The following is an 18350-nucleotide window of genomic DNA, read 5'->3' as shown; positions in this document are numbered from 1 at the left end:
TTTGACTGGCATGGGCACGGGTCAAGGCGGTTGCCTTGGACGGTAGCAAGCAGAGCTTAGTGTCTGTCGTGCAAGCAGCCGCTATGGTCACCTAGAACTTCAATCACTCGGCATTTTTCAGCCGATTCTTGAATGCAGTGCGTCATGCGGGCGACCTCGGCCCGCAAAGCGGTGAGGCGCGCGATCTTGTGGTCGATATCGGCAAGATGGGAGCGGGCAATGCTGTCGGCCGATTGACAGGGTCGACTCGGGTCTCCAGCCAGCGCCAAAAGTTCGCGGATCGGTTCGATCTCGAAGCCGAGTTCGCGCGCGTGTCGAATGAACCGCAGGCGTCTCAGATCGTCTGCATCGTAGAGGCGCCGGTTCCCCTCCGAGCGAGGCGGCGACGGCAGGAGCTGAATCTGCTCATAGTAGCGGATCGTCGGCGCCTTGATCCCGCTCGCTTTGGACGCCTGGCCTATCGTCACGCCCTGGCTCATTTTATCGCTTGCTCCTCTAGTCGCTAGAGGAAGTAGCGTCGCCCGGCGTTCGAAACAAGGAGCCCCTCGCCACAATGGAAAACCTGGAAAGCCGATATCGCGTGACCGGTATGGATTGCGCAAGCTGCGGCTCCAAGGTCGACGCTGCGGTGCGGAAGCTGCCAGGCGTCACAGATGTCGCTGTGGCGGTCTCCTCGGGTGTTCTGAAGGTTCAGCACGGCGCCGATTTTGCGGGGGAGGGCGTGCTTCGTCAGGTTCGCAACCTGGGCTACGGCGTCGAGGTCCTCGCGCCGCTGCAGCCTTCGGCGGGTTCGGCGATGGCCCCTCCCGGTGACGACCACCGGGCGGCCAGCGGTCCATGGTGGTGGACCCGCAAGGCCAAGCTTACAGCGGCTTGCGGCGTCGCCCTGGTCGCGGCCTACATTTTCGGCGCCCTGTTCCCGGCGATGGAGCGTGGAGCCTTCCTGGTCGCCCTGTCGGTCGGCCTTGCCCCAGTTGGCTGGCGTGCGATCACCGCTGCACGGTACGGGACGCCGTTCTCGATCGAGATGCTGATGACGATTGCGGCGGTCGGAGCCGTCTTCATCGGCGCTGCAGAAGAGGCCGCAGCCGTCGTCCTTCTGTTTCTGGTTGGTGAAATGCTGGAGGGCGTCGCTGCGGGGCGGGCCCGCAAGAGCATCCAGGGTTTGACCGACCTGGTGCCCAAGACCGCCTTGGTCGAGATCGATGGCCAGGTCAGCGAAGTGCCGGCTGAAAGCCTTGCCCATCGTCTCGAGCACGGGGGTGATCGTGCCTCTGTCTTCCGTCGCCCGCATCGAGACGGCCGAAGGACCGAACCAGATCAGTCGCGAGAACGGCAGCCGGCGCATGGTGGTCCAGGCCAATGTGCGCGGGCGCGATCTCGGCGGCTTCGTGGCCGACGCACAGGCGGCGGTGAGCGAGGTCGCTCTTCCGGTCGGCTACCGGCTGGATTGGGGCGGCCAGTTCGAGAACCTGAAACGGGCCGAGCAACGGCTGGGACTGGTCATTCCCATCGTCTTCATCCTCATCGGCGTGCTGCTGTTCATGGCGCTCGGGTCATTCGCGGAGGCGGGACTGGTGTTCGCCTGCGTGCCGCTGGCCCTGGTCGGCGGGGCTCTGGCCCTGCTGCTCAGGGGGATGCCGTTCTCGGTATCGGCGGCGGTCGGCTTCATCGCCGTCTCCGGCGTCGCGACCCTGAACGGTCTGGTGCTGATGCAGGCGATCCGGGAGCGGCTCCAGGCCGGCCTGGAGCCTGTAGCGGCGGCCATCGAAGGCGCGTCCAGTCGTCTCCGCGCGGTGCTGACCACGGCCCTGGTCGCCATCGTCGGCTTCATCCCTATGGCGCTGGCTCACGGCGCAGGGGCCGAGGTTCAGAAGCCTCTGGCCACCGTGGTCATCGGCGGCCTTCTGACCGCGACAGTCCTTACGCTTTTGGTCCTGCCGACCTTTGCGGCCAAGGCGGTCAAGCATCGTAAATCGGAGGGGATCGAGGACTGAACACACTCCTGCCAGCGGACCGTGGGCGGCGATGATCGCCGCTCACGGTCTCCCTTTCGAAGTTTGCGGCAGTGCCAAGGATGGCTGAAGCCCAAGACCTTCACCTATGGGGTGTCAGCAACGACGATGTGAACGGCGCGGTTGCCGAAGGCCGGGGCTGATCAGGTTCGTCGCGGCTCTCGCGGAGATGAACGACGTCCACGACATCGACCACGATACCGTTCAGGCCGGAACTGGCGCTGACGGCGGTGGGCTGGAGCCGGCCGCGGGCCTGTCCCTCATTGATATCCCGCCTGCCCGATGAGGGCCAGGCAACTCGGCGACTGTCCTTGTCGATGCGGACCGGCAGAGACCTGACCGATACTCTGAGCCTTGATGGGGTTTCGGCCCTGGCCCGGGGCTCGCATTCCGCCCCAGAGTGAAGCCTCCGGCCTGGATGGTTCGATACAATCGGAGATGACCAGCTAGGCCTTGGCCGAGCCCTGCCGTTTCGAACCGGAGGTACGCGCAAACCCGATTGCCAGCACGACGAGCGTTAGAAGCTGGACCCCGACGCCTTCCACGGTGGGGTAGATGCCCAAAATCTCGATACGCGGCGCCCAGGTGATCGGGTGGACATCGAGCCAACCCGCTTCCTGAAGCGCCGCCACGCCTTTCCCGACAAGAACGACCGACAGGACGGCCATGAGGATTGAGCTCAGTGAGAAGAACCGACCGATCGGCAGATGTTTGCTGTAGGCGAGCAGCGCCCAGGCCGCGAACGCCAGGATCGCCACTGCGGTAAGCGCGCCGGCCAGCATGCCGACATGGCCGCCCTGGCTCCAGATCGCCGCATAGAACAGGATCGTCTCGAAGACCTCCCGGTAGACCACGACGAAGGCCAACAGGAAGAGGAACCATGCCGATCGCTTCGAGAGCGCCTTGGAGAGCTTGTCGCGAATATAGGTCTGCCAGGCGTCGGCATGCGACTTGCCGTGCATCCAGATTCCGACGGAAACGAGCACGACCGCCGCCAGAAGCGAGCCAAACCCTTCAGTGAGCTCTCGGCTGGCCCCGCTGATGGAGATGAAGAAGGTCGCAGCCGCCCAGGTGGCGCCGCCGGCGACCAGAGCCGCCACCCATCCTCCGTGGACGTAACGCAACACCTCAGGCCGGTCGGCTTTCCTGAGGAAGGCAATCATCGCCACCACAATGAGCAGCGCCTCCAGTCCTTCGCGAAGCAGTATCGTGAAGGCGCCGATGAAGCTGGCGAGATTGTCCGCCTTCTGAGGCGCCAGGGCCCGCTCGGCGGTGTCGAACAGGGCGTTCAGACGAGCGATCCGGTCCGCGACCTTCGTCTCTGCCGCGCCCTTGCTGATCGACACGCGGAGATCGGTCATTGCCGTCTCGATGCGACGTAGAAGGGCGGTGTCTCGCGCGCCAAGCGCCGGCTCGACCGGCTCGACGCCGTCGAGATAGGCCGACAGCGCCAGGTCGGTGGCGGCCTTTCGGTCTCCCCGACGATAGGCTGCTTCACTCTCCGCCAGACGCGTCCGAGCCAGGGTGAGGGTCGATCCCTTGGGGCGAACCGCCGCCTCCGGGTGGCGGCGCAGATAGGCCGTCACCGCCCGCGCCTTCGTCTCGCCGATGCGGGCCGCCAGCTCCGCCGGCGTCGCCTGCGTGACGGCAGCCAGATCCGGGTAGGCGGCGCGGATCGCCGGGTCGCTCTCCCAAAGACGCCGGCCTTCGACTGCTTCGGCGTCAGTGAAGGCGAAACGGCCGACATAGAAGGCCAGGGCCCAGCGGTCCTCGGCCGGCAGATGGGAAAAGCTGGCCATCGCCGTGCCGTCGAGCCCCTGGTCGATCACCTGGTATAGGCCGAAGACGCTGCGTTGGCGGGCGCGCTCGACGTCCGCGAATGCAATTGGAGCGGGATCGAGCCCCTGCGCGCCCGCGCCGTCGGCGCGCCCTGTGGCGCCGTGGCAGACAGCGCATTGCGCGTCGTAGAGGGCGGCCCCCTTGGCCAGGTCGGGCGGAAATGACGGCGCCAGCGGGCTTGGATAGGCCGCCAGGACCGCACCGGCCAGGGTTTTGGCCTGGCCGGCGACGGTGCGCGGATCGCTCTTGTTCCGGATAGCGTCTTGAAGGGCGACGGCGTCCCGAACCAGATCGGCCTTGGACGACGTGGAGGGCAGAGCTTCCAGGCGGGTCAGAATCTGGCTGCTGAATTCGACCATCTCTCCATATTCGGCGGGATTGGTCACCTGGCCGTTCTCCACCGCACCGGCGTAGTCGACCCCGACGTAGTCGAGCAGCCGCCACGCGACCTGGGCCTCCGAGGCCGAAGCCGTCTGGGCCAGCGCGGGGGCGGTCATGCCAAGGGTGAGCAGGAGGACGAACAGGCTGAGCAGAGGGCGCATCGGAAACCTAGTTGTGAGCCGCTCGCATTAGCACTCGAACAGCGCGTGTGTCGTGGTTTATTGTGAAGCCGAATGATCGTGCAGGGCCTCAATCACCTTGCAAGCCGAGACCCGTCCGCCCGCGCATTCAGCGGTCATGCGCGAAAGCGCGCGCCGGAGGGCCTGCAACTGGGTGATCTTCTGCGTCACTTCGGCGAGATGACGTTCGGCTATGGTGTTGGCTTCGTCGCAGGCGCGGTCGGGATGATCGGAGAGATCCAGCAGGGACCGGATCGAATCCAGGTCGAAGCCAAGTTGGCGTGCATGCCGGATGAAGGTCAGCCTTTGTTCGGCGTCATCGTCATACATCCGGCGGTCGCTGGCGGTTCGGGGCGGCGCCGGCACCAATCCGATCTGCTCGTAGAATCTGATCGTCGGAATTTTTATGCCGGTGGCGGCGGCGAGTTTGCCGATGCTGCGAGGTCCGGACGAAGTGGGCGAGGGGCGTGTCATCGCTCAAACATGGGTCGAGGTCCTAGAGACTGGGGCGGAAAGACGGGCAGGAAGCGCGTACGGATGCTACCGGCCGAGAAACAACAGGACGATGGCGATGGCCATGGCGGCAAGCGTCGAGGCGCCGGTAAGCGCCATGCCGAAAGCGCGTGCGGCGGCGCCCTTGGCGTAGCCGATCGCGAACATCACACGACCGAGGAGATAAAGCGTCACCAGAGCGGGGATCAGGATCAACTCCTCGCCTCGCAAAACAACGGCGAGGATCAGATGTGCGCCGACGGCCAGGACGGTCTGCTCAAGGGAATTCTGCAACACGGCCGCAGGCACGGCGAGCCGAGCGCTGGGCGGGCCGTAGGCGGCGCCTGGCCGGTCCTCATCCGACCGATACCGAATGCTGGCGACAAGCCGCAGGCAGCCGGCGAGCCACACGAGCACCGGCAACTCCCACTTGAGGGCGTAAGCCAGGCGATCGGCCGTCGCCATATCGGTTTCGGCGCCGAATAGCGCGGGAGGAAGCCACAGCCAGGTAGCCGAAAGGCTGGCTGCGGTCACGCCTAAAGCCAGGACGGAGCGAACGCCGATGGACTTCTTTTCGGCAGTCCCGGTCATCGAACGGTGGGTTCGATCGTGGGGGACGACGTCTCGGGTTCGGCCCCGCTTCGCGAAGCCAACAGAAGCAAGCCGATGCCGCAGACGATCGCCGCATCGGCAAGGTTGAAAGTGGGCCAGTGCATATCGCCCCAGTGAAGATCTATGAAATCGGTCACGTGCCCGAAACGCAGGCGATCCAGCAGGTTCCCGAGCGCGCCGCCGACCATAAGGCTCAGGCCGGCGGCAAGAAGAGGTCTGCGTGTTCGCCAGGCCCAGATCGACAGCACGGCGATGATCAGCAGCGAGACGATACTCAAAACCCAGCGCCCCATGTCCCCGGAGCCGGCGAAAAGGCCAAAGGTGACCCCTGGGTTGAACCCGAGGCGAAGCGCGATGAAGGATGTCACATTGACCGCATCCTCAAGGTTCCCGCGGGCCATGGCCTTGGTGGCCTGGTCCACAACAATGACCGTCACGGCGAGGCCGATAGCCATCGCGCGGACGTTCAGCACCCTGGCGCCTCGGCGCTCCGTGAACACCATGATCGTGAGTTCTCCTGTTGATGCGACGACTTATGCATCCTCTAGCTACTGGAGGATCAAGCCCCTGCCGCAGGGGCAGGGCAGACGCTTTTCTCAATCCGGGGCTGGCTGAAGGAAAGGTGCGTTTGAGGCTGATGTGGTGGCTTTGGCGTTGGGATCTGACCAGGCAATGCCGGCGGCTGCGCGTCGTGGGATCCGGTGGGGCCTTGCGGCCGGTTTCGTCGCTTGGGCTCGTCGGTCTGGACGAGCGGCCGTTCGGATCTCAAGATCGTCGCATGGGCAGTCTGGCAAGACCGTGTTTCAATGACGGCTCCAATGTTCACCACTGCCTGCCAATGCGCGCTGTTTTCCGAAACTAGTCAACGTGGGCGGCCGAGCCCGGAACAGGAGGGCGTCCATGAAGACATCGAACGCTGAGCATGACCGTCAGAGACGAACGCTGATGATCGTGCTGATCCTGAACGGTCTGTTGTTCGTCGGGCTCGGGCTCGGCGGATTGCTGGCCAACTCCAGCGCCTTGCTCGCCAATGCGCTGGATAACGCCTCCGACAGCCTTGTCTATTTGATCAGCTTTCTGGCGGTTGGCCGCGCTCTCGCCTGGAAGCTGCGCGCCGCGAGAACCTCGGGTGTGCTGTTGCTGATCTTCGCCGCAGGCGTTCTGATCGACGCCGGCCGCCGATGGTGGCTAGGAACGGAGCCTATTGGCTGGACCATGATCGGTTTGGCCGTCGTCGCAGCGGTGGTCAACCTGATCTGCCTAAAGCTACTGCGCGGCTTGAAGGGCGACGATGTAAACCTGCGCGCCGCCGAGACCTTCAGCTTCAACGATTTCGCCTCAAACGGGGGCATCCTCGTCGCCGGCGCCCTGGTCCTGTGGTTGAAGCAGTCCTGGCCTGACCTGGTGGTCGGCGTCATCGTCGCCGGAATCGCCGCGAAGGGCGGTCTCGAGATTCTCGAAGGCGCCCGAAAGATCAACATACAAAGGGCCTCTGACGGAGCGTCCCGGGGCGGCTAGCGTCAAGAGGCAATCCATGGGCGGAGAGTGAGCCGATCCAGTCAGCCGGCCCATCATTTGCGGCGCAATTCAAGGATTGGGGAGGGCGGGTTTCGGTCGACTTCCCATGAGGAGGCGGATAGCGACCGAGGAGTTCGCGATGCGATCGATCCCCAAACCCGACCTTGAACACGCCCGCGCCCTTGCTGCAGGCGCCGGCCTCCCGGCCATCGAGTTGATGGATGAGCGAACCTTGTTGGCCTTGATGCTCAAGCGGGCTTCGCTTCCGACCAACCCTCATCGTCTCGCCGGGGATCTCCTGGATCGCTTCGGCGCCCTGGCCGCGGTTGTCGCAGCGGACGCGTCAGAGCTGGCCCGAACGCCCGGCCTGGACGTCGCCGCCGTCGCGGACCTCTCAAGCTGCTGCGACAGGTTTGCGTTCATTTGATTAGATCCGATGTCTGCGCGCGGCCTTCGATCTCGTCCTGGACGGCCTTGCTGGCCTATGTCCGGGGGGCGCTGGCCCACGAGCCCCGGGAGCAGTTTCGCGTGCTCTACCTCGACAAGCGCAACATCCTGATGCGCGAGGAGCATCGGGCGGACGGCACCGTGGATCATGCCCCTGTCTACGTCCGGGAAGTGGTGCGGCGTGCGCTGGAGTTGTCCGCCTCGGCCATGATCCTCGTCCATAATCATCCCTCGGGCGATCCGACACCCTCGCGCGCGGACATCGAGATGACCCGCCGGGTCATCGAGGCCGCCCGGGTTTTCGACATCCAGGTCCATGATCATGTCGTGGTCGGCCGGGAGGGCGAACAGAGCTTTCGCGCCCTCGGTCTCATCTGAGGCCCCGCGTCATGTCGCTCCGGCTCATCGTCGCCGCCCTGGGCGGGGACATCCATTCCGGCGGGCGAAGCGCCAATGTGCCGGCCCCGGGCCACAGCCGCGCCGACCGGTCCGTCTCCCTTCTCCTCGACGGCGACCGGGTCGTGATCCACGGCTTCGGAGCGGCGGACTGGCGTGCGGTCCGTGAGCATCTGCAGGGGCTCGGCTTCATTGATCCCTGGGGGCGTCTGAATAGCCAGGGCGTCCAGCCACGCTTGCGAGGCGGCGATCCTGCCTTCCCTTGCGCCCGTCATCCGAGCGATGGTGGAAGACGCTATCCCTCGCTCCAACGCCGCCAGCGTAGCTGCTGCAGCCGCCATCGGAAGGGACCGCATCCGCCCGAGCTGGCGGCTCGTGTGGCCGCCTTGGTCCCAAACGGACGCCTCTCGCCTATCTCGATGTCCGAGGACATAGAGACGGCCGAAGGGTTCGCAGAGGCGTTGGCCCCTACGATCCGCGATTTTCTGTCGGAGCTGCACTAGCGATTGCCAGAGCTCTGGTCGCTCGGCGGGATCTGATTCTGATCAAGTCGGGCTGCTTCAGTGAACGCTGCACCCCCTAGGGATCAGCTTGCCCTGCGCCGATGTGGCGACGTCCGGCTCGAACCATGTCAGAGCTACATTCTCAACAGGTCTCATCTGGAGCTGCCATGTCCGACCCACTCCGCGACCTGATTGAGCGAGAGCGTGAACTCAGCCGGCTCATGAATCCGCTAACTGAAGTGGGCGCCAACCTGGGCGCCTATGAACGTTCAATCGTTCGGGCCGCCGCCGAACTGGACGTGATGAGCCTGATGAGGGATCGGGCGGATATTGAGGCGCGCGCGGCGGGCTTCCTGTCTCCCGACCAGCACCGCAACCTCGCTCTCGACCTTTTCCAGCGGATGCCGACAGGCTCTGAGCTCTTGATGCAGGAGATGCAGCGAGCCGATGCTCTCGCCCGGGAAGCCGCGGGCCTCCACGGCAGGAGCATCAGTGAGCTCGCCGTGGAAGCTGCGAGCCTCCATCAGCGCTGGGAAGAAGCTTTCCGGCTACCATCGGCAATGGAGACCGCGCGGCTCTATCAGGAACAGGTCGACGCCCTGCAGGGCCAATCGATGTTGTTCCATGACAAGCCGGGGCAAATCATGGCGGCCATGACGTCCATGACCAGGCCCTGGCTCAACGACGCCATGCTCGATCACTCCGTGCTCGGCATGATGGAGATGCAGACCATCGGCGCAGTGCTGCGTCACTCGGATCCGTTCGGTGCGGATATAGGCGACCTGCTCAGGCCGGCTTTAGGCGACTGGCGTGAGGTGGTCATGCCTACGGTGGATGTCCTGATGGATCCCGTGGCGCGTACTGCTCTCTACTATGACAAAGGCTACAGTCCTGACCTGACCGCTTTTCCACGCGGCGCCTTCGTCGAGGGCATGCATCATGCGGGTCTGGACCTGGACTCGTCCGAAGATCTTGATGACGACGAGGCCGATGCGGACGAAACGTTGGAAGCTTCGTTTGCAAGAAATCGATCGGCGTTTGACCAGCTGCAACGCTTTGAGGTGGCGTTGCGCCGTTTCATCGACGAGCGGATGACCGAGGCCTTCGGTCCCGACTGGTGCATCACCCAGGCGCCGGAAGGCACAAGCGACAATTGGCGTCAGAAGCAGGCGACGGACGCCAAGGCGACCGGAGCGATCAAGCCTCTGATCGAGTTCGCGGACTTTACGGATTACCGAGCGATCATTGAGAAGAAGCAGAACTGGAAAACCGTCTTCGCTCCGGTCTTCAACAGGTCCACGGATATTCAGGAATCCTTTCAGCGGCTTTATCCGGTGAGAATCGCCACCATGCATGCGCGAATGATTACCCAGGACGACGAGATGTTGCTCACCGTAGAAACGCGTCGGATTCTACGAGCCATCCGTAAGGCGTGACAGGCCGGTTCAGTCCGAACGGCGGAACTCGTTGCGACGAAGCAATGTTCGAAGCGGGCTGCCGGTCATGCGGCTCAGCTTGATGTGCGGTGGCGGTTTGTTGATCCTGATCGAGCGTCGTTTCCGAAGTTGCTGGGAATGGTGTTCTTGAAATGTTCCCGTTTCGGTTCTAGGTTGATCAGAGCCGTAGCGGTCCTGCAGCTTGGCTGGACAATGGAGGGCGGTTGATCGATTGAAGGAGCATGCCTGGAAACGTTCCTCAGCCGACGCCGATCATTCACATGACCCACATCGGCAACCTTGACGAGATTCTCGCAAAGGGCGCCTTGAGTTCTACCGCACGCCTGCAGGCTGCTGACGCGCGGTATAACAATATCGCCTACAGCTCGATCCAGGCGCAGCGTGCAGCGCGGCAGGTCCCGTGCGGTCCTGGCGGCTGTCTGCACGATTACGTGCCCTTCTATTTCACGACGCGCAGCCCGATGCTCTACACCATCCATCGTGGCAACGTGCCGTGCGAGGGAGGGCAGGGCGCGCTGGTGCACCTGGTGTCGACCGCCCAGAAGGTCGTGGAAGCCGGCCTGGGCTTCGCGTTTACCGACGGTCACGGAATCATGACCTACTCCAGCTTCTTTGACGATCTGGGGCGGCTGGGGGAGGTCGACTGGGATGTGGTCGGCAGTCGACAATGGGCTGATACGCTGGAGGACGGCGACCGCAAACGCCGCAAGCAGGCCGAGTTTCTCGTGCGGGACGCATTCCCGGTTACGCTTCTCAGCGGCTTGGCGGTGCAGTCCGCGGCTCGCAAAGCCGAAGTCGAGGCTCTTCTGGAGCGCCGAGGCGTTAGAATGAAAGTGGTGGAAAAATCCGCCTGGTACTACTAGGGAGCCGACGATGATCACCTTCTCGAAAGGCGACCTGCTCCAGTCCGGCGCCGAGGCCGTCATTAATACGGTCAACTGCGTCGGGGTGATGGGCAAGGGTATCGCCCTGCAGTTCAAGCAGGCCTTCCCCCGCAACTATGATGCGTACCGGCGCGCCTGCGACGCGGGCGAAGTACGTCTGGGCGAGATGTTCGTCTTCGATACCGGAAGCATGATCAATCCGCGCTGGATCATCAACTTTCCGACCAAGGGTCACTGGAAGGCGAAATCCCGCCTGTCCGACATCGAGACCGGCCTTGAGGATCTGAAGCGAGTGATCCTCGAGAATGGAATTCGCTCGATCGCCGTGCCGCCGCTCGGATGCGGCAACGGCGGTCTGGACTGGGCTGAGGTTGAGCCTGTGATCCGCCGCGCCCTGGGCGACCTCAATGAAGTGGATGTTCGGCTCTTCGCTCCTGGAGCAGCGCCGAAAGTCGATGAGATGAGAGTGGGTACGACCCGCCCCAACATGAGCCGTGGACGAGCGCTCGTGCTGACGCTTCTGGGTCTCTATGGGGCAGCGGGTTACCGCCATAGCCTCCTTGAGGTGCAGAAGCTGACCTACTTCCTGCAAGCGGCGGGCGAGGATCTCAAGCTGGGCTTCCAGAAGTACCAGTACGGCCCCTACGCCGAGAATCTCAATCACGTGCTTCAGCGGATCGAGGGGCACTTCATTCGAGGGTACGGCGATCGCAGCCAAGCGGCGGAGATCGCTGTACTGGAAGGCGGCCGTAGGGAAGCCGAGGCCTACCTCGCCGGCGATGAAGCCGCCCGGGATCGTCTCGACCGCGTGGCCGAGCTCATCGCGGGTTTCGAGACCCCCTACGGTCTCGAACTCCTGTCTACCGTCCACTGGGTCCTGGTTCATGACGCCGAAGCGTCCGGCGACCCGGATCGCGTGGTTCAGGCTGTGCACGCCTGGAATTCTCGGAAGGCCGCTGTGATGCGAGAGCCTCACATCCGCACGGCGCTCGATCATCTCCAGCGGAATGGTTGGGCGAACCGGGCGCACGCCGCCTGAGCCAGGACGGGACTCCGATCCGTGGCAGCGGATCGGAGTCGGTTCGTCAAATAGCGGGCGCAACGGGTCGTCTGCTTTAGCTCGAACCTAGTTCTTCGATGACGGCGCCGGATTTTGTCTTCGTCGCCACAGTTGGCGACGGTCTGCCGACGTGGCGAAGCCTCGGCCTCGGGGGCGCGTATGCTGGCGCTAAGCGGTCCTGATGGCGATCGCGGACAGGTCGTTGGCCGCATCGATTGGCACGCCCGAAGCCTTCCGCTCAGAGTAGCGGTCGACCAACTGACCGGCGTGGACGCGGGTCAGGACGGTGAAGCGCACCAGCTCCTCCATCACGTCGACGATGCGGTCGTAGTAGCTGGAGGGCTTCATGCGGCCGTTGTCGTCGAACTCCATGAAGGCCTTGGCGACGCTGGACTGGTTGGGGATGGTGATCATCCTCATCCACCGGCCCAGCAGGCGCAGGGTGTTGACCGCGTTGAAACTCTGAGAGCCGCCGGAGACCTGCATGACGGCCAGGGTGCGGCCCTGGGTCGGGCGCATGCCGCCCATGTTCAACGGCAGGTGGTCGATCTGGAGCTTCATGATCCCCGAAATCTGGCCGTGGCGCTCCGGGCTGCTCCAGACCATGCCTTCCGACCACAGGGCGTGTTCGCGCAGTTCATGGACGGCGGGGTGGTCGTCGTGGTCGACCTGGTCGGTCAGCGGCAGGTCGGACGGATCGAAGATGCGTGTCTCGCAGCCCATGAAGCGCAGCAGGCGCGCGGCCTCCTCAACGCACAGTCGGGAAAAGGACCGATCCCGCAGTGAGCCGTAGAGCAGCAGGATGCGGGGCGGATGGTCGTTCGGGCCGAGGCCGAGCGCCGGCTGGCTGGACAGGTAGGCCGGGTCGAGCGCGGGCATGTGGTCGGGATCGGGCAGGACGCGAAGGCGGGTCATTGGGGGCGCAACTCCTTGAACATGAAAGTCGCCGAGGCCGGGCACAGGGTGCTGAACTGCCGGGAGGCGGCTATGGCGGGCGGCGCCGCCGAACGGGGAAGGGCGGTGTAGCCGTGCCGCTGGAAGAAGGCGGTCGCCGAGGTCGTGAGCAGGTAGAGGGCGAACGCATTCTGCTCGGCCCCCATAGTTTCCAGCCAGGACAGGATTGCTGAGCCGTGGCCTTCGCCGCGACGGTCGTCGATGACAACGATGGAGCGGATCAGGGCGTCGGAGCCGACCTGCTCAAGCCCGCCGTAGCCAATCAGTCCGGCATCGTCCTCGAAGCGGTAGAAGCTGCGGCCGGGTTCGCGGAGATCATCTGTCGGCAGTCCCGCGGTCTCCAGCGCTGCGGTCAGGTCGGGAGTGGGGGCGGACAAAGCCACGCCGTTGAAGGCCATCAGCAGGCGTCCTTCTTCGGGGCGGTGTCGGGGAAGTAGCGGCGGCCCAGCCACAGGGCGACCGACACCAGCAGGATCAACACCGGCACCTCGACCAGCGGACCGATGACGGCGGCGAAAGCCACTGGCGAGGCCAGGCCGAAGGCGGCGATGGCGACGGCGATCGCCAGTTCGAAATTATTGGAGGCGGCGGTGAAGGCCAGGGCCGTGGTGCGCGGATAGTCCGCCTCGATCAGCCGCCCCATCAGGAAGCTGACCACGAACATGACGAAGAAGTAGATCGTCAGCGGGACGGCGATGCGTAGGGCGTCCAGCGGCAGGGCGACCACGTCGCCGCCCTTCAGGCTGAACATGGCGACGATGGTGAAGAGCAGGGCGATCAGGGTGATCGGGGCGATGCGCGGCAGGAAGCGCGTCTCGTACCAATCGCTCCCCTTCCTCGCGACCAGGGTGCGCCGGGTCAGGAAGCCGCCGAGGAAGGGCAGACCCAGATAGACCAGGACGGCGCCGGCGATGGTCCAGACGCTGACGTCGACCACGCTGCTCTCCAGCCCGAACAGGGGGGGCAGCACGGTCAGGAACAGCCAGGCGTAGAGGCTGAAGAAGGCGATCTGGAAGATCGAGTTGAAGGCGACCAGGCCCGCCACATACTGGTTGTCGCCGCGCGCTAACTGGTTCCAGACCAGCACCATGGCGATGCAGCGGGCCAGGCCGATCAGGATGACGCCGGTCATGTATTCCGGTTGATCGCGCAGGAAGATCACCGCCAGGGCGAACATCAGCACCGGCCCCAGCACCCAGTTCTGGAACAGGGACAGGGCAAGCACGCGCTTGTCGGCGAAGACGCGCGGCAGTTCCTCGTACTTTACCCGCGCCAGCGGCGGATACATCATCAGGATCAGGCCGACGGCGATCGGGATATTGGTCGTCCCGACCGACAGGCCGTCGATCCAGCCGGGCAGCGCCGGCACGACCGTACCCAGCAGCACACCCAGCGCCATGGCGACGAAAATCCACAGCGTTAGCCAGCGGTCGAGGAAGGCCAGGCGGCGCTTCGGTTGATCAGTGATGACGGCCTCGACCATCAGCGGACCCTCCGGCCCTCGGCGTCGATGACGACTTCGCCGTCCTCCTTGGTGAAGGGCTTGAGCCCTTCCGGCGGCAGAAGGTCGAGAACCGCCTCGGACGGCCGGCACAGCTTCACGCCCAGTGGGGACACGACGATGGGACGGTTCAGCAGAACCGGATGGGCTTCGATGGCGTCCAGCAGTTGATCGTCCGTCAAGGCGGGATCACCCAACCCAAGTTCAGCGAAGGGCGTACCCTTCTCGCGCAGCAGGCTGCGCAGCGGGACGCCCATGCGCTCGACCAGCCCCAGGATCATGGCGCGGCTGGGCGGCGTCTTCAGATACTCGACGACGTGCGGTTCGATCCCGGCGTGGCGGATGAGGGCCAGGGTGTTGCGCGACGTCCCGCAGGCGGGATTGTGATAGATGACGACGTCCATGATGACCTCAGGCGCGGCAGGGTGAGAGTTCGGCCAGCAGCGGCTCGCACAATTCGGCGCGGCCCTGGCAGCAATCCTTCAGCAGAAACAGGACCAGCGCCTGAAGGCGATCGAGGCCGGCCCGGTAGATGATCGAGCGGCTGCGGCGCTCCGAACTGATCAGTCCGGCGCGGGACAGAACCCCGAGGTGCGCTGACATGGTGTTGGCCGGCACCGCGAGGGCGTCCGCGATCTCGCCGGCGGGCAGGCCTTCGGGTTCGTGCCGGACCAGCAGGCGGAAGGTCTCAAGGCGCGTCGGCTGCGCCAGGGCGGCCAGAGCGAGGATGGCGGGTTCTGATTCCATAATTCCAAGATAATAGAATTAATGAGGCGTGCAAGTCCCGCGTCAGCGTACTGCGGCCACGACATTGGCGGGAAGGCTGCATGGCGCCGGAACCTGAGGCAGGTCTGGTCGGTTTCAATGTGGTCCTCAGGCCTTCCGAGGACTGTGGTTCCGACCATCAGATTTGACGCCCTCCCGGGCGTGGGTGGGTCGAGACTGCGCCAAGGGAAAAAGCACTGATCGTCCCTTGCGCTCGGGGGCTGTTCCCGAAGCGAGGCAAGGCGATCGACAAGGAGCCGGGTGATGAAAGTCAACGAATGCATGAGCACGGACGTGCAGGTCTGCGCGCCAGGCGACACCATGGCCGACGCCGCGCGGATGATGAAGAAGATTGACGCCGGCTTCCTGCCGGTCGGTGAGAATGATCGCCTGGTAGGGATGATCACGGATCGGGATCTGGCGGTTCGCGGGGTTGCGGAAGATCGGGGTCCGAACACGCCTGTACGGGATATCATGAGCGCCGAGGTCCTCTATTGTTTTGACGACGAGAGCCTCGACGACGTCGCCTCCCAGATGGGCGCCCAGCAAGTCCGCCGGCTCCCTGTCCTTAGTCGAAGCAAACGCCTTGTGGGGGTCATATCCCTGGGCGACATCAGCCAGGCCGGGGGAAACGGCTCTCAGGCCGCCGCAGCGCTGGCGGGGGTGACCGAACCGAGTGCGCGTCACAGTCAACATTGAACGCTCCGGTCCCGTTGCTTCTCGGACGCACCGCCCTTCCCCCTTGCTCAGGCGCCCGGCAGGCGTTGGGAGGGAGGAGGTTTTGATCGCCTCGCTCGCATATGAAGCGACGCCAGGCCGATCATGGCGACAAGACTGAAGACGGCGCCGGACAGGAAGGCCGCCTGCGGCCCTGCCAGGGACCAAAGGCCGCCTGCCAGGCTGCTCGCCGCCAGCAAGGCGACGCCGGTCGCGAGATTGAAAACGCCGAAGGCGGTTCCCCGCAGTCGAGCGGGGGCCGTGTCGGCGATCAAGGCGGCCAGCAGCCCCTGGGTCATGCCCATGTGGAGCCCCCAGAGCAGCACCCCGATCAGGACGACTCCAATTGAGGTAGCGAACGCCAGGGCCAGGTCGGCCAGCACCAGAACGCCCAGGCCCAGGACCAGCAGCATTCTCCGATCCAGATGGTCGGACAAGGCCCCGACGGGCGCGGCCACGGCGGCATAGACCACATTCATGACGATCATCACGGCGGGAACCAGGGCCATGGTGAGGCCGACGTCCTGAGCCCTCAGAACCAGGAAGGCTTCACTGAACCGAGCCATGGTGAACACGACGCCGACGGCCACGACCGACCAGAAGGGTCGCCCCATGGCCCTGACCTCGCTCCATCGGATGGGCGAGCGAGCAGCCCTGGCCTCGCCATGCTTCTTCGGCTCCTCGACGCCGAACACGAGCAGAAGCACGGCGATGACGCCCGGGACGACGGCCCAGGCGAACACGGCGCGAATGTTTCCGGCCAGGGCCAGCATGAGCAGAATGGCGATCACAGGACCCATGAAGGCGCCGATCGTGTCCAGCGACTGACGAAGCCCGAACGCGGCCCCTCGGGTCCCGGGCTCCGTAATGTCAGCCACGAGCGCATCGCGTGGGGCCCCTCTCACGCCCTTGCCGATCCGATCGGCGAAACGGGCGCCCAGCACCTCGAACGGCGTGACCGCCAGGGGGAAGAAGGGCTTGGACACGGCGCCGAGGCCATAGCCGAGAACCGCCAGCAGTTTGCGGTTGCCCAACCGGTCGCTGAGCCAGCCGGAGAAGACCTTGGTGATGGATGCGCTGGCTTCGGACACGCCTTCGATCACGCCGACCAGGGCAACGCTGGCGCCCAGGGTGGTGACGAGGAAGACGGGCAGCAGGCTGTGAATCATCTCCGAGGAGATGTCCATGAACAGGGATACGAACCCCAAAGCCCAGACGCCGCGAGGGACCGCTCGCAAACCTCGACCGATCATCAACATCCTTCCCGCGCTGAAGGGCCTCTCGAGCCCGACCAACGTCGCCTATTCGGCGGCTACGGTATTTATGTGCGGCAATGCGCGCCCTCTGGGTATGATGTGAATCCTGAGTCTGTCCTGGACGATCGACGGATTTAGTGTGGTCGCCGCCCTTGAGGCGGGGGTCCGCGAGAGGCGGCCAGCGGAACGATGGCCTCGTAGACGGGTTCCCTTGAAACCAAACCTTGATGATCAGGTATTGCTGATCATTGAGCAGGTCCGAGCAGAAAGGTGCGCCTGATGCCTGACCGTACCTATTGGGGAGTAGCGGCGATATCGATCGCCGTCGTCTCCTGGCTTCTTTACCACTACCTCGCGCCCCGCACGTGGAGAGAATGGACGCGCGCTGGTGTCCTCCAGGCCTTTCTCATCGCCTTCTACGCCGAGATGTATGGGTTTCCGCTCACCCTGTACGTGATCACCCGTGTCTTCGGTCTCGAGGCGGGAGGTGGGCTTTGGCGCGGAAATCTTTGGGTTTACCTGACCGGCGTTCCCGAGATCATGTACGTGTCGATGATCGTGGGATACGGCGTTGCGGCCCTTGGGATCATGCTGATCATTGTCGCCTGGCGGCAACTGCACGCGGGGGTCAGGGAGGGTCGGCTCGTTACGCAGGGCGCATACGCCTATATGCGGCACCCCCAATACTCCGGACTGTTCATTGCGATCCTGGGCGAGGGGGTGATCCACTGGCCCACCGTCTTCTCCCTTGCGGCCTTTCCGGTGATTGTCATCGCCTACGCATGGCTCGCCAGGAGCGAGGAGCGCCAACTGCTCAGCCAGTACGGCGATGACTACAGGCGATATTGCAGCCAGACGCCGATGTTCATTCCGAGGGTCGCCGCATGGCGCTCGTTGATTCGATGGATCGCTTCACCCGGGCCGGGAGGAAAGGCCACCTAGGAGCCAGTCATGGATCAGAACTTCGTTATAACCATCATAGCCTTGATGCTGTTCATCTGCTGCGTGGCGCCCATGATCGTGAGGAGCCTTCGCCGAGGGAAGACGGACGCTCCGAAGCGTAAGATCGACCCCGACCCGAAACGCAAAGAATAGGCCCTCACTGAACGGCTGCTTCTCAACCCGATTCCGACCAGGGCGATGGGCGCCCTGAATGGGATCAGACGCTTAGATTTAAACGGCCGGTTGGACTGGTCCCCGCCGACAGAATGTCAGGACGCGAGCAATGATGAACTGCATGAACATGATGAGCGGCATGGGCGGCATGATGATGCTGGCGATGGGCGTCCAATGGCTCCTCGCCGTCGTGCTGGCTGTGCTGGGGATCGCGGCGCTGGTGAAGTACCTGCGGACGCCATCGAGATAGGTTCGGCT

At 64.3% G+C, this 18350-nt stretch carries 20 protein-coding genes and 2 pseudogenes; 11 read left to right on the top strand and 11 right to left on the bottom strand.

Going from position 1 to position 18350, the window contains the following annotated elements:
• Positions 1-56: 56 nt before the first annotated feature.
• The gene (locus tag RTY13_RS06250) at positions 57-479 is read right to left on the bottom strand and encodes a MerR family transcriptional regulator (protein ID WP_003165015.1); all 423 of its coding nucleotides are present in this window, start codon (positions 477-479) and stop codon (positions 57-59) included.
• Between the two features lie 74 nt (positions 480-553).
• Between RTY13_RS06250 and RTY13_RS06245 the strand changes: the two are divergent.
• Together RTY13_RS06245 and RTY13_RS06240 are read left to right on the top strand one after the other, a co-directional pair.
• Positions 554-691, top strand: a pseudogene (locus RTY13_RS06245) (cation transporter); the annotation flags it as partial.
• Between the two features lie 538 nt (positions 692-1229).
• A pseudogene (locus RTY13_RS06240) lies at positions 1230-1997 on the top strand (efflux RND transporter permease subunit); the annotation flags it as partial.
• Positions 1998-2461: 464 nt separating this feature from the next.
• Here the strand turns inward: RTY13_RS06240 and RTY13_RS06235 are convergent.
• From RTY13_RS06235 to lspA, 4 genes are all read right to left on the bottom strand, one after another.
• Positions 2462-4396: a cytochrome c/FTR1 family iron permease gene (locus RTY13_RS06235; RefSeq protein ID WP_312781928.1), complete on the bottom strand. Its 1935-nt coding sequence runs from the start codon at positions 4394-4396 to the stop codon at positions 2462-2464.
• 57 nt (positions 4397-4453) lie between these two features.
• Entirely contained in the window at positions 4454-4888 is a 435-nt protein-coding gene (locus tag RTY13_RS06230) for a helix-turn-helix domain-containing protein (protein ID WP_312781926.1), read from the bottom strand.
• 66 nt (positions 4889-4954) lie between these two features.
• A complete protein-coding gene (locus RTY13_RS06225) occupies positions 4955-5497 on the bottom strand; it encodes an MAPEG family protein (protein ID WP_312065363.1) in 543 nt (180 codons plus the stop codon).
• A complete protein-coding gene (lspA, locus tag RTY13_RS06220; RefSeq protein ID WP_312781924.1) occupies positions 5494-6021 on the bottom strand; it encodes a signal peptidase II in 528 nt (175 codons plus the stop codon). Before lspA ends, RTY13_RS06225 begins: the two co-directional genes overlap by 4 nt.
• Before the next feature lie 397 nt (positions 6022-6418).
• Between lspA and RTY13_RS06215 the strand changes: the two genes are divergently transcribed.
• From RTY13_RS06215 to RTY13_RS06190, 6 genes are all read left to right on the top strand, one after another.
• Positions 6419-7036: a cation transporter gene (locus tag RTY13_RS06215; protein WP_003165001.1), complete on the top strand. Its 618-nt coding sequence runs from the start codon at positions 6419-6421 to the stop codon at positions 7034-7036.
• Between the two features lie 139 nt (positions 7037-7175).
• Complete coding sequence (locus RTY13_RS06210) at positions 7176-7463, top strand: hypothetical protein (protein ID WP_003165000.1); 288 nt, start codon at positions 7176-7178, stop codon at positions 7461-7463.
• Complete coding sequence (locus RTY13_RS06205) at positions 7460-7861, top strand: RadC family protein (RefSeq protein WP_306424861.1); 402 nt, start codon at positions 7460-7462, stop codon at positions 7859-7861. The genes RTY13_RS06210 and RTY13_RS06205 overlap by 4 nt, the downstream gene beginning before the upstream one ends.
• 688 nt (positions 7862-8549) lie before the next feature.
• Entirely contained in the window at positions 8550-9818 is a 1269-nt protein-coding gene (locus RTY13_RS06200) for a Swt1 family HEPN domain-containing protein (RefSeq protein WP_178826586.1), read from the top strand.
• A 281-nt stretch (positions 9819-10099) separates the two neighbouring features.
• Positions 10100-10702: a DUF4433 domain-containing protein gene (locus RTY13_RS06195; RefSeq protein WP_081461864.1), complete on the top strand. Its 603-nt coding sequence runs from the start codon at positions 10100-10102 to the stop codon at positions 10700-10702.
• Positions 10703-10712: 10 nt separating this feature from the next.
• Positions 10713-11762, top strand: coding sequence for a macro domain-containing protein (locus RTY13_RS06190; RefSeq protein WP_003164995.1), 1050 nt, complete (start codon positions 10713-10715; stop codon positions 11760-11762).
• Positions 11763-11951: 189 nt separating this feature from the next.
• On the opposite strand, the gene arsH is transcribed toward RTY13_RS06190, so the two are convergent.
• Genes arsH through RTY13_RS06165 form a run of 5 tightly spaced genes read right to left on the bottom strand, consistent with a single transcriptional unit; the run spans position 11952 to position 14985 of the window.
• On the bottom strand, positions 11952-12698 hold the full coding sequence (gene arsH / locus RTY13_RS06185) for an arsenical resistance protein ArsH (protein WP_040345443.1): 747 nt from the start codon (positions 12696-12698) through the stop codon (positions 11952-11954).
• Positions 12695-13135, bottom strand: a complete 441-nt coding sequence (gene arsN2, locus RTY13_RS06180; RefSeq protein ID WP_178826584.1) for an arsenic resistance N-acetyltransferase ArsN2 — start codon at positions 13133-13135, stop codon at positions 12695-12697. Before arsN2 ends, arsH begins: the two co-directional genes overlap by 4 nt.
• The gene (gene arsB / locus RTY13_RS06175) at positions 13135-14220 is read right to left on the bottom strand and encodes an ACR3 family arsenite efflux transporter (RefSeq protein WP_207826182.1); all 1086 of its coding nucleotides are present in this window, start codon (positions 14218-14220) and stop codon (positions 13135-13137) included. The genes arsN2 and arsB overlap by 1 nt, the downstream gene beginning before the upstream one ends.
• The gene (arsC, locus tag RTY13_RS06170; RefSeq protein WP_076222555.1) at positions 14220-14642 is read right to left on the bottom strand and encodes an arsenate reductase (glutaredoxin); all 423 of its coding nucleotides are present in this window, start codon (positions 14640-14642) and stop codon (positions 14220-14222) included. Before arsC ends, arsB begins: the two co-directional genes overlap by 1 nt.
• A gap of 7 nt (positions 14643-14649) precedes the next feature.
• Positions 14650-14985, bottom strand: a complete 336-nt coding sequence (locus RTY13_RS06165; protein WP_312781916.1) for a metalloregulator ArsR/SmtB family transcription factor — start codon at positions 14983-14985, stop codon at positions 14650-14652.
• A gap of 282 nt (positions 14986-15267) precedes the next feature.
• Here RTY13_RS06165 and RTY13_RS06160 point away from each other — a divergent pair, with 282 nt between their 5' ends.
• Positions 15268-15702, top strand: coding sequence for a CBS domain-containing protein (locus tag RTY13_RS06160; protein WP_076222552.1), 435 nt, complete (start codon positions 15268-15270; stop codon positions 15700-15702).
• Between the two features lie 47 nt (positions 15703-15749).
• Here RTY13_RS06160 and RTY13_RS06155 read toward each other — a convergent pair whose 3' ends face one another.
• Entirely contained in the window at positions 15750-16973 is a 1224-nt protein-coding gene (locus RTY13_RS06155) for an MFS transporter (RefSeq protein ID WP_198935242.1), read from the bottom strand.
• A 282-nt stretch (positions 16974-17255) separates the two neighbouring features.
• On the opposite strand from RTY13_RS06155, the gene RTY13_RS06150 reads away from it, so the two are divergent.
• Both RTY13_RS06150 and RTY13_RS06145 read left to right on the top strand, forming a co-directional pair.
• Positions 17256-17918 (top strand): methyltransferase family protein, encoded by a 663-nt coding sequence (locus tag RTY13_RS06150; protein ID WP_076222548.1) that lies wholly within the window; start codon positions 17256-17258, stop codon positions 17916-17918.
• Positions 17919-18201: 283 nt separating this feature from the next.
• Positions 18202-18342, top strand: coding sequence for a hypothetical protein (locus RTY13_RS06145; protein ID WP_207826187.1), 141 nt, complete (start codon positions 18202-18204; stop codon positions 18340-18342).
• The last annotated feature ends 8 nt before the right edge of the window (positions 18343-18350 follow it).

The sequence above is a fragment of the Brevundimonas sp. genome, from assembly GCF_032055285.1.
GTDB lineage: Bacteria > Pseudomonadota > Alphaproteobacteria > Caulobacterales > Caulobacteraceae > Brevundimonas.
This window is presented reverse-complemented; position numbering and strand designations above follow the sequence as displayed.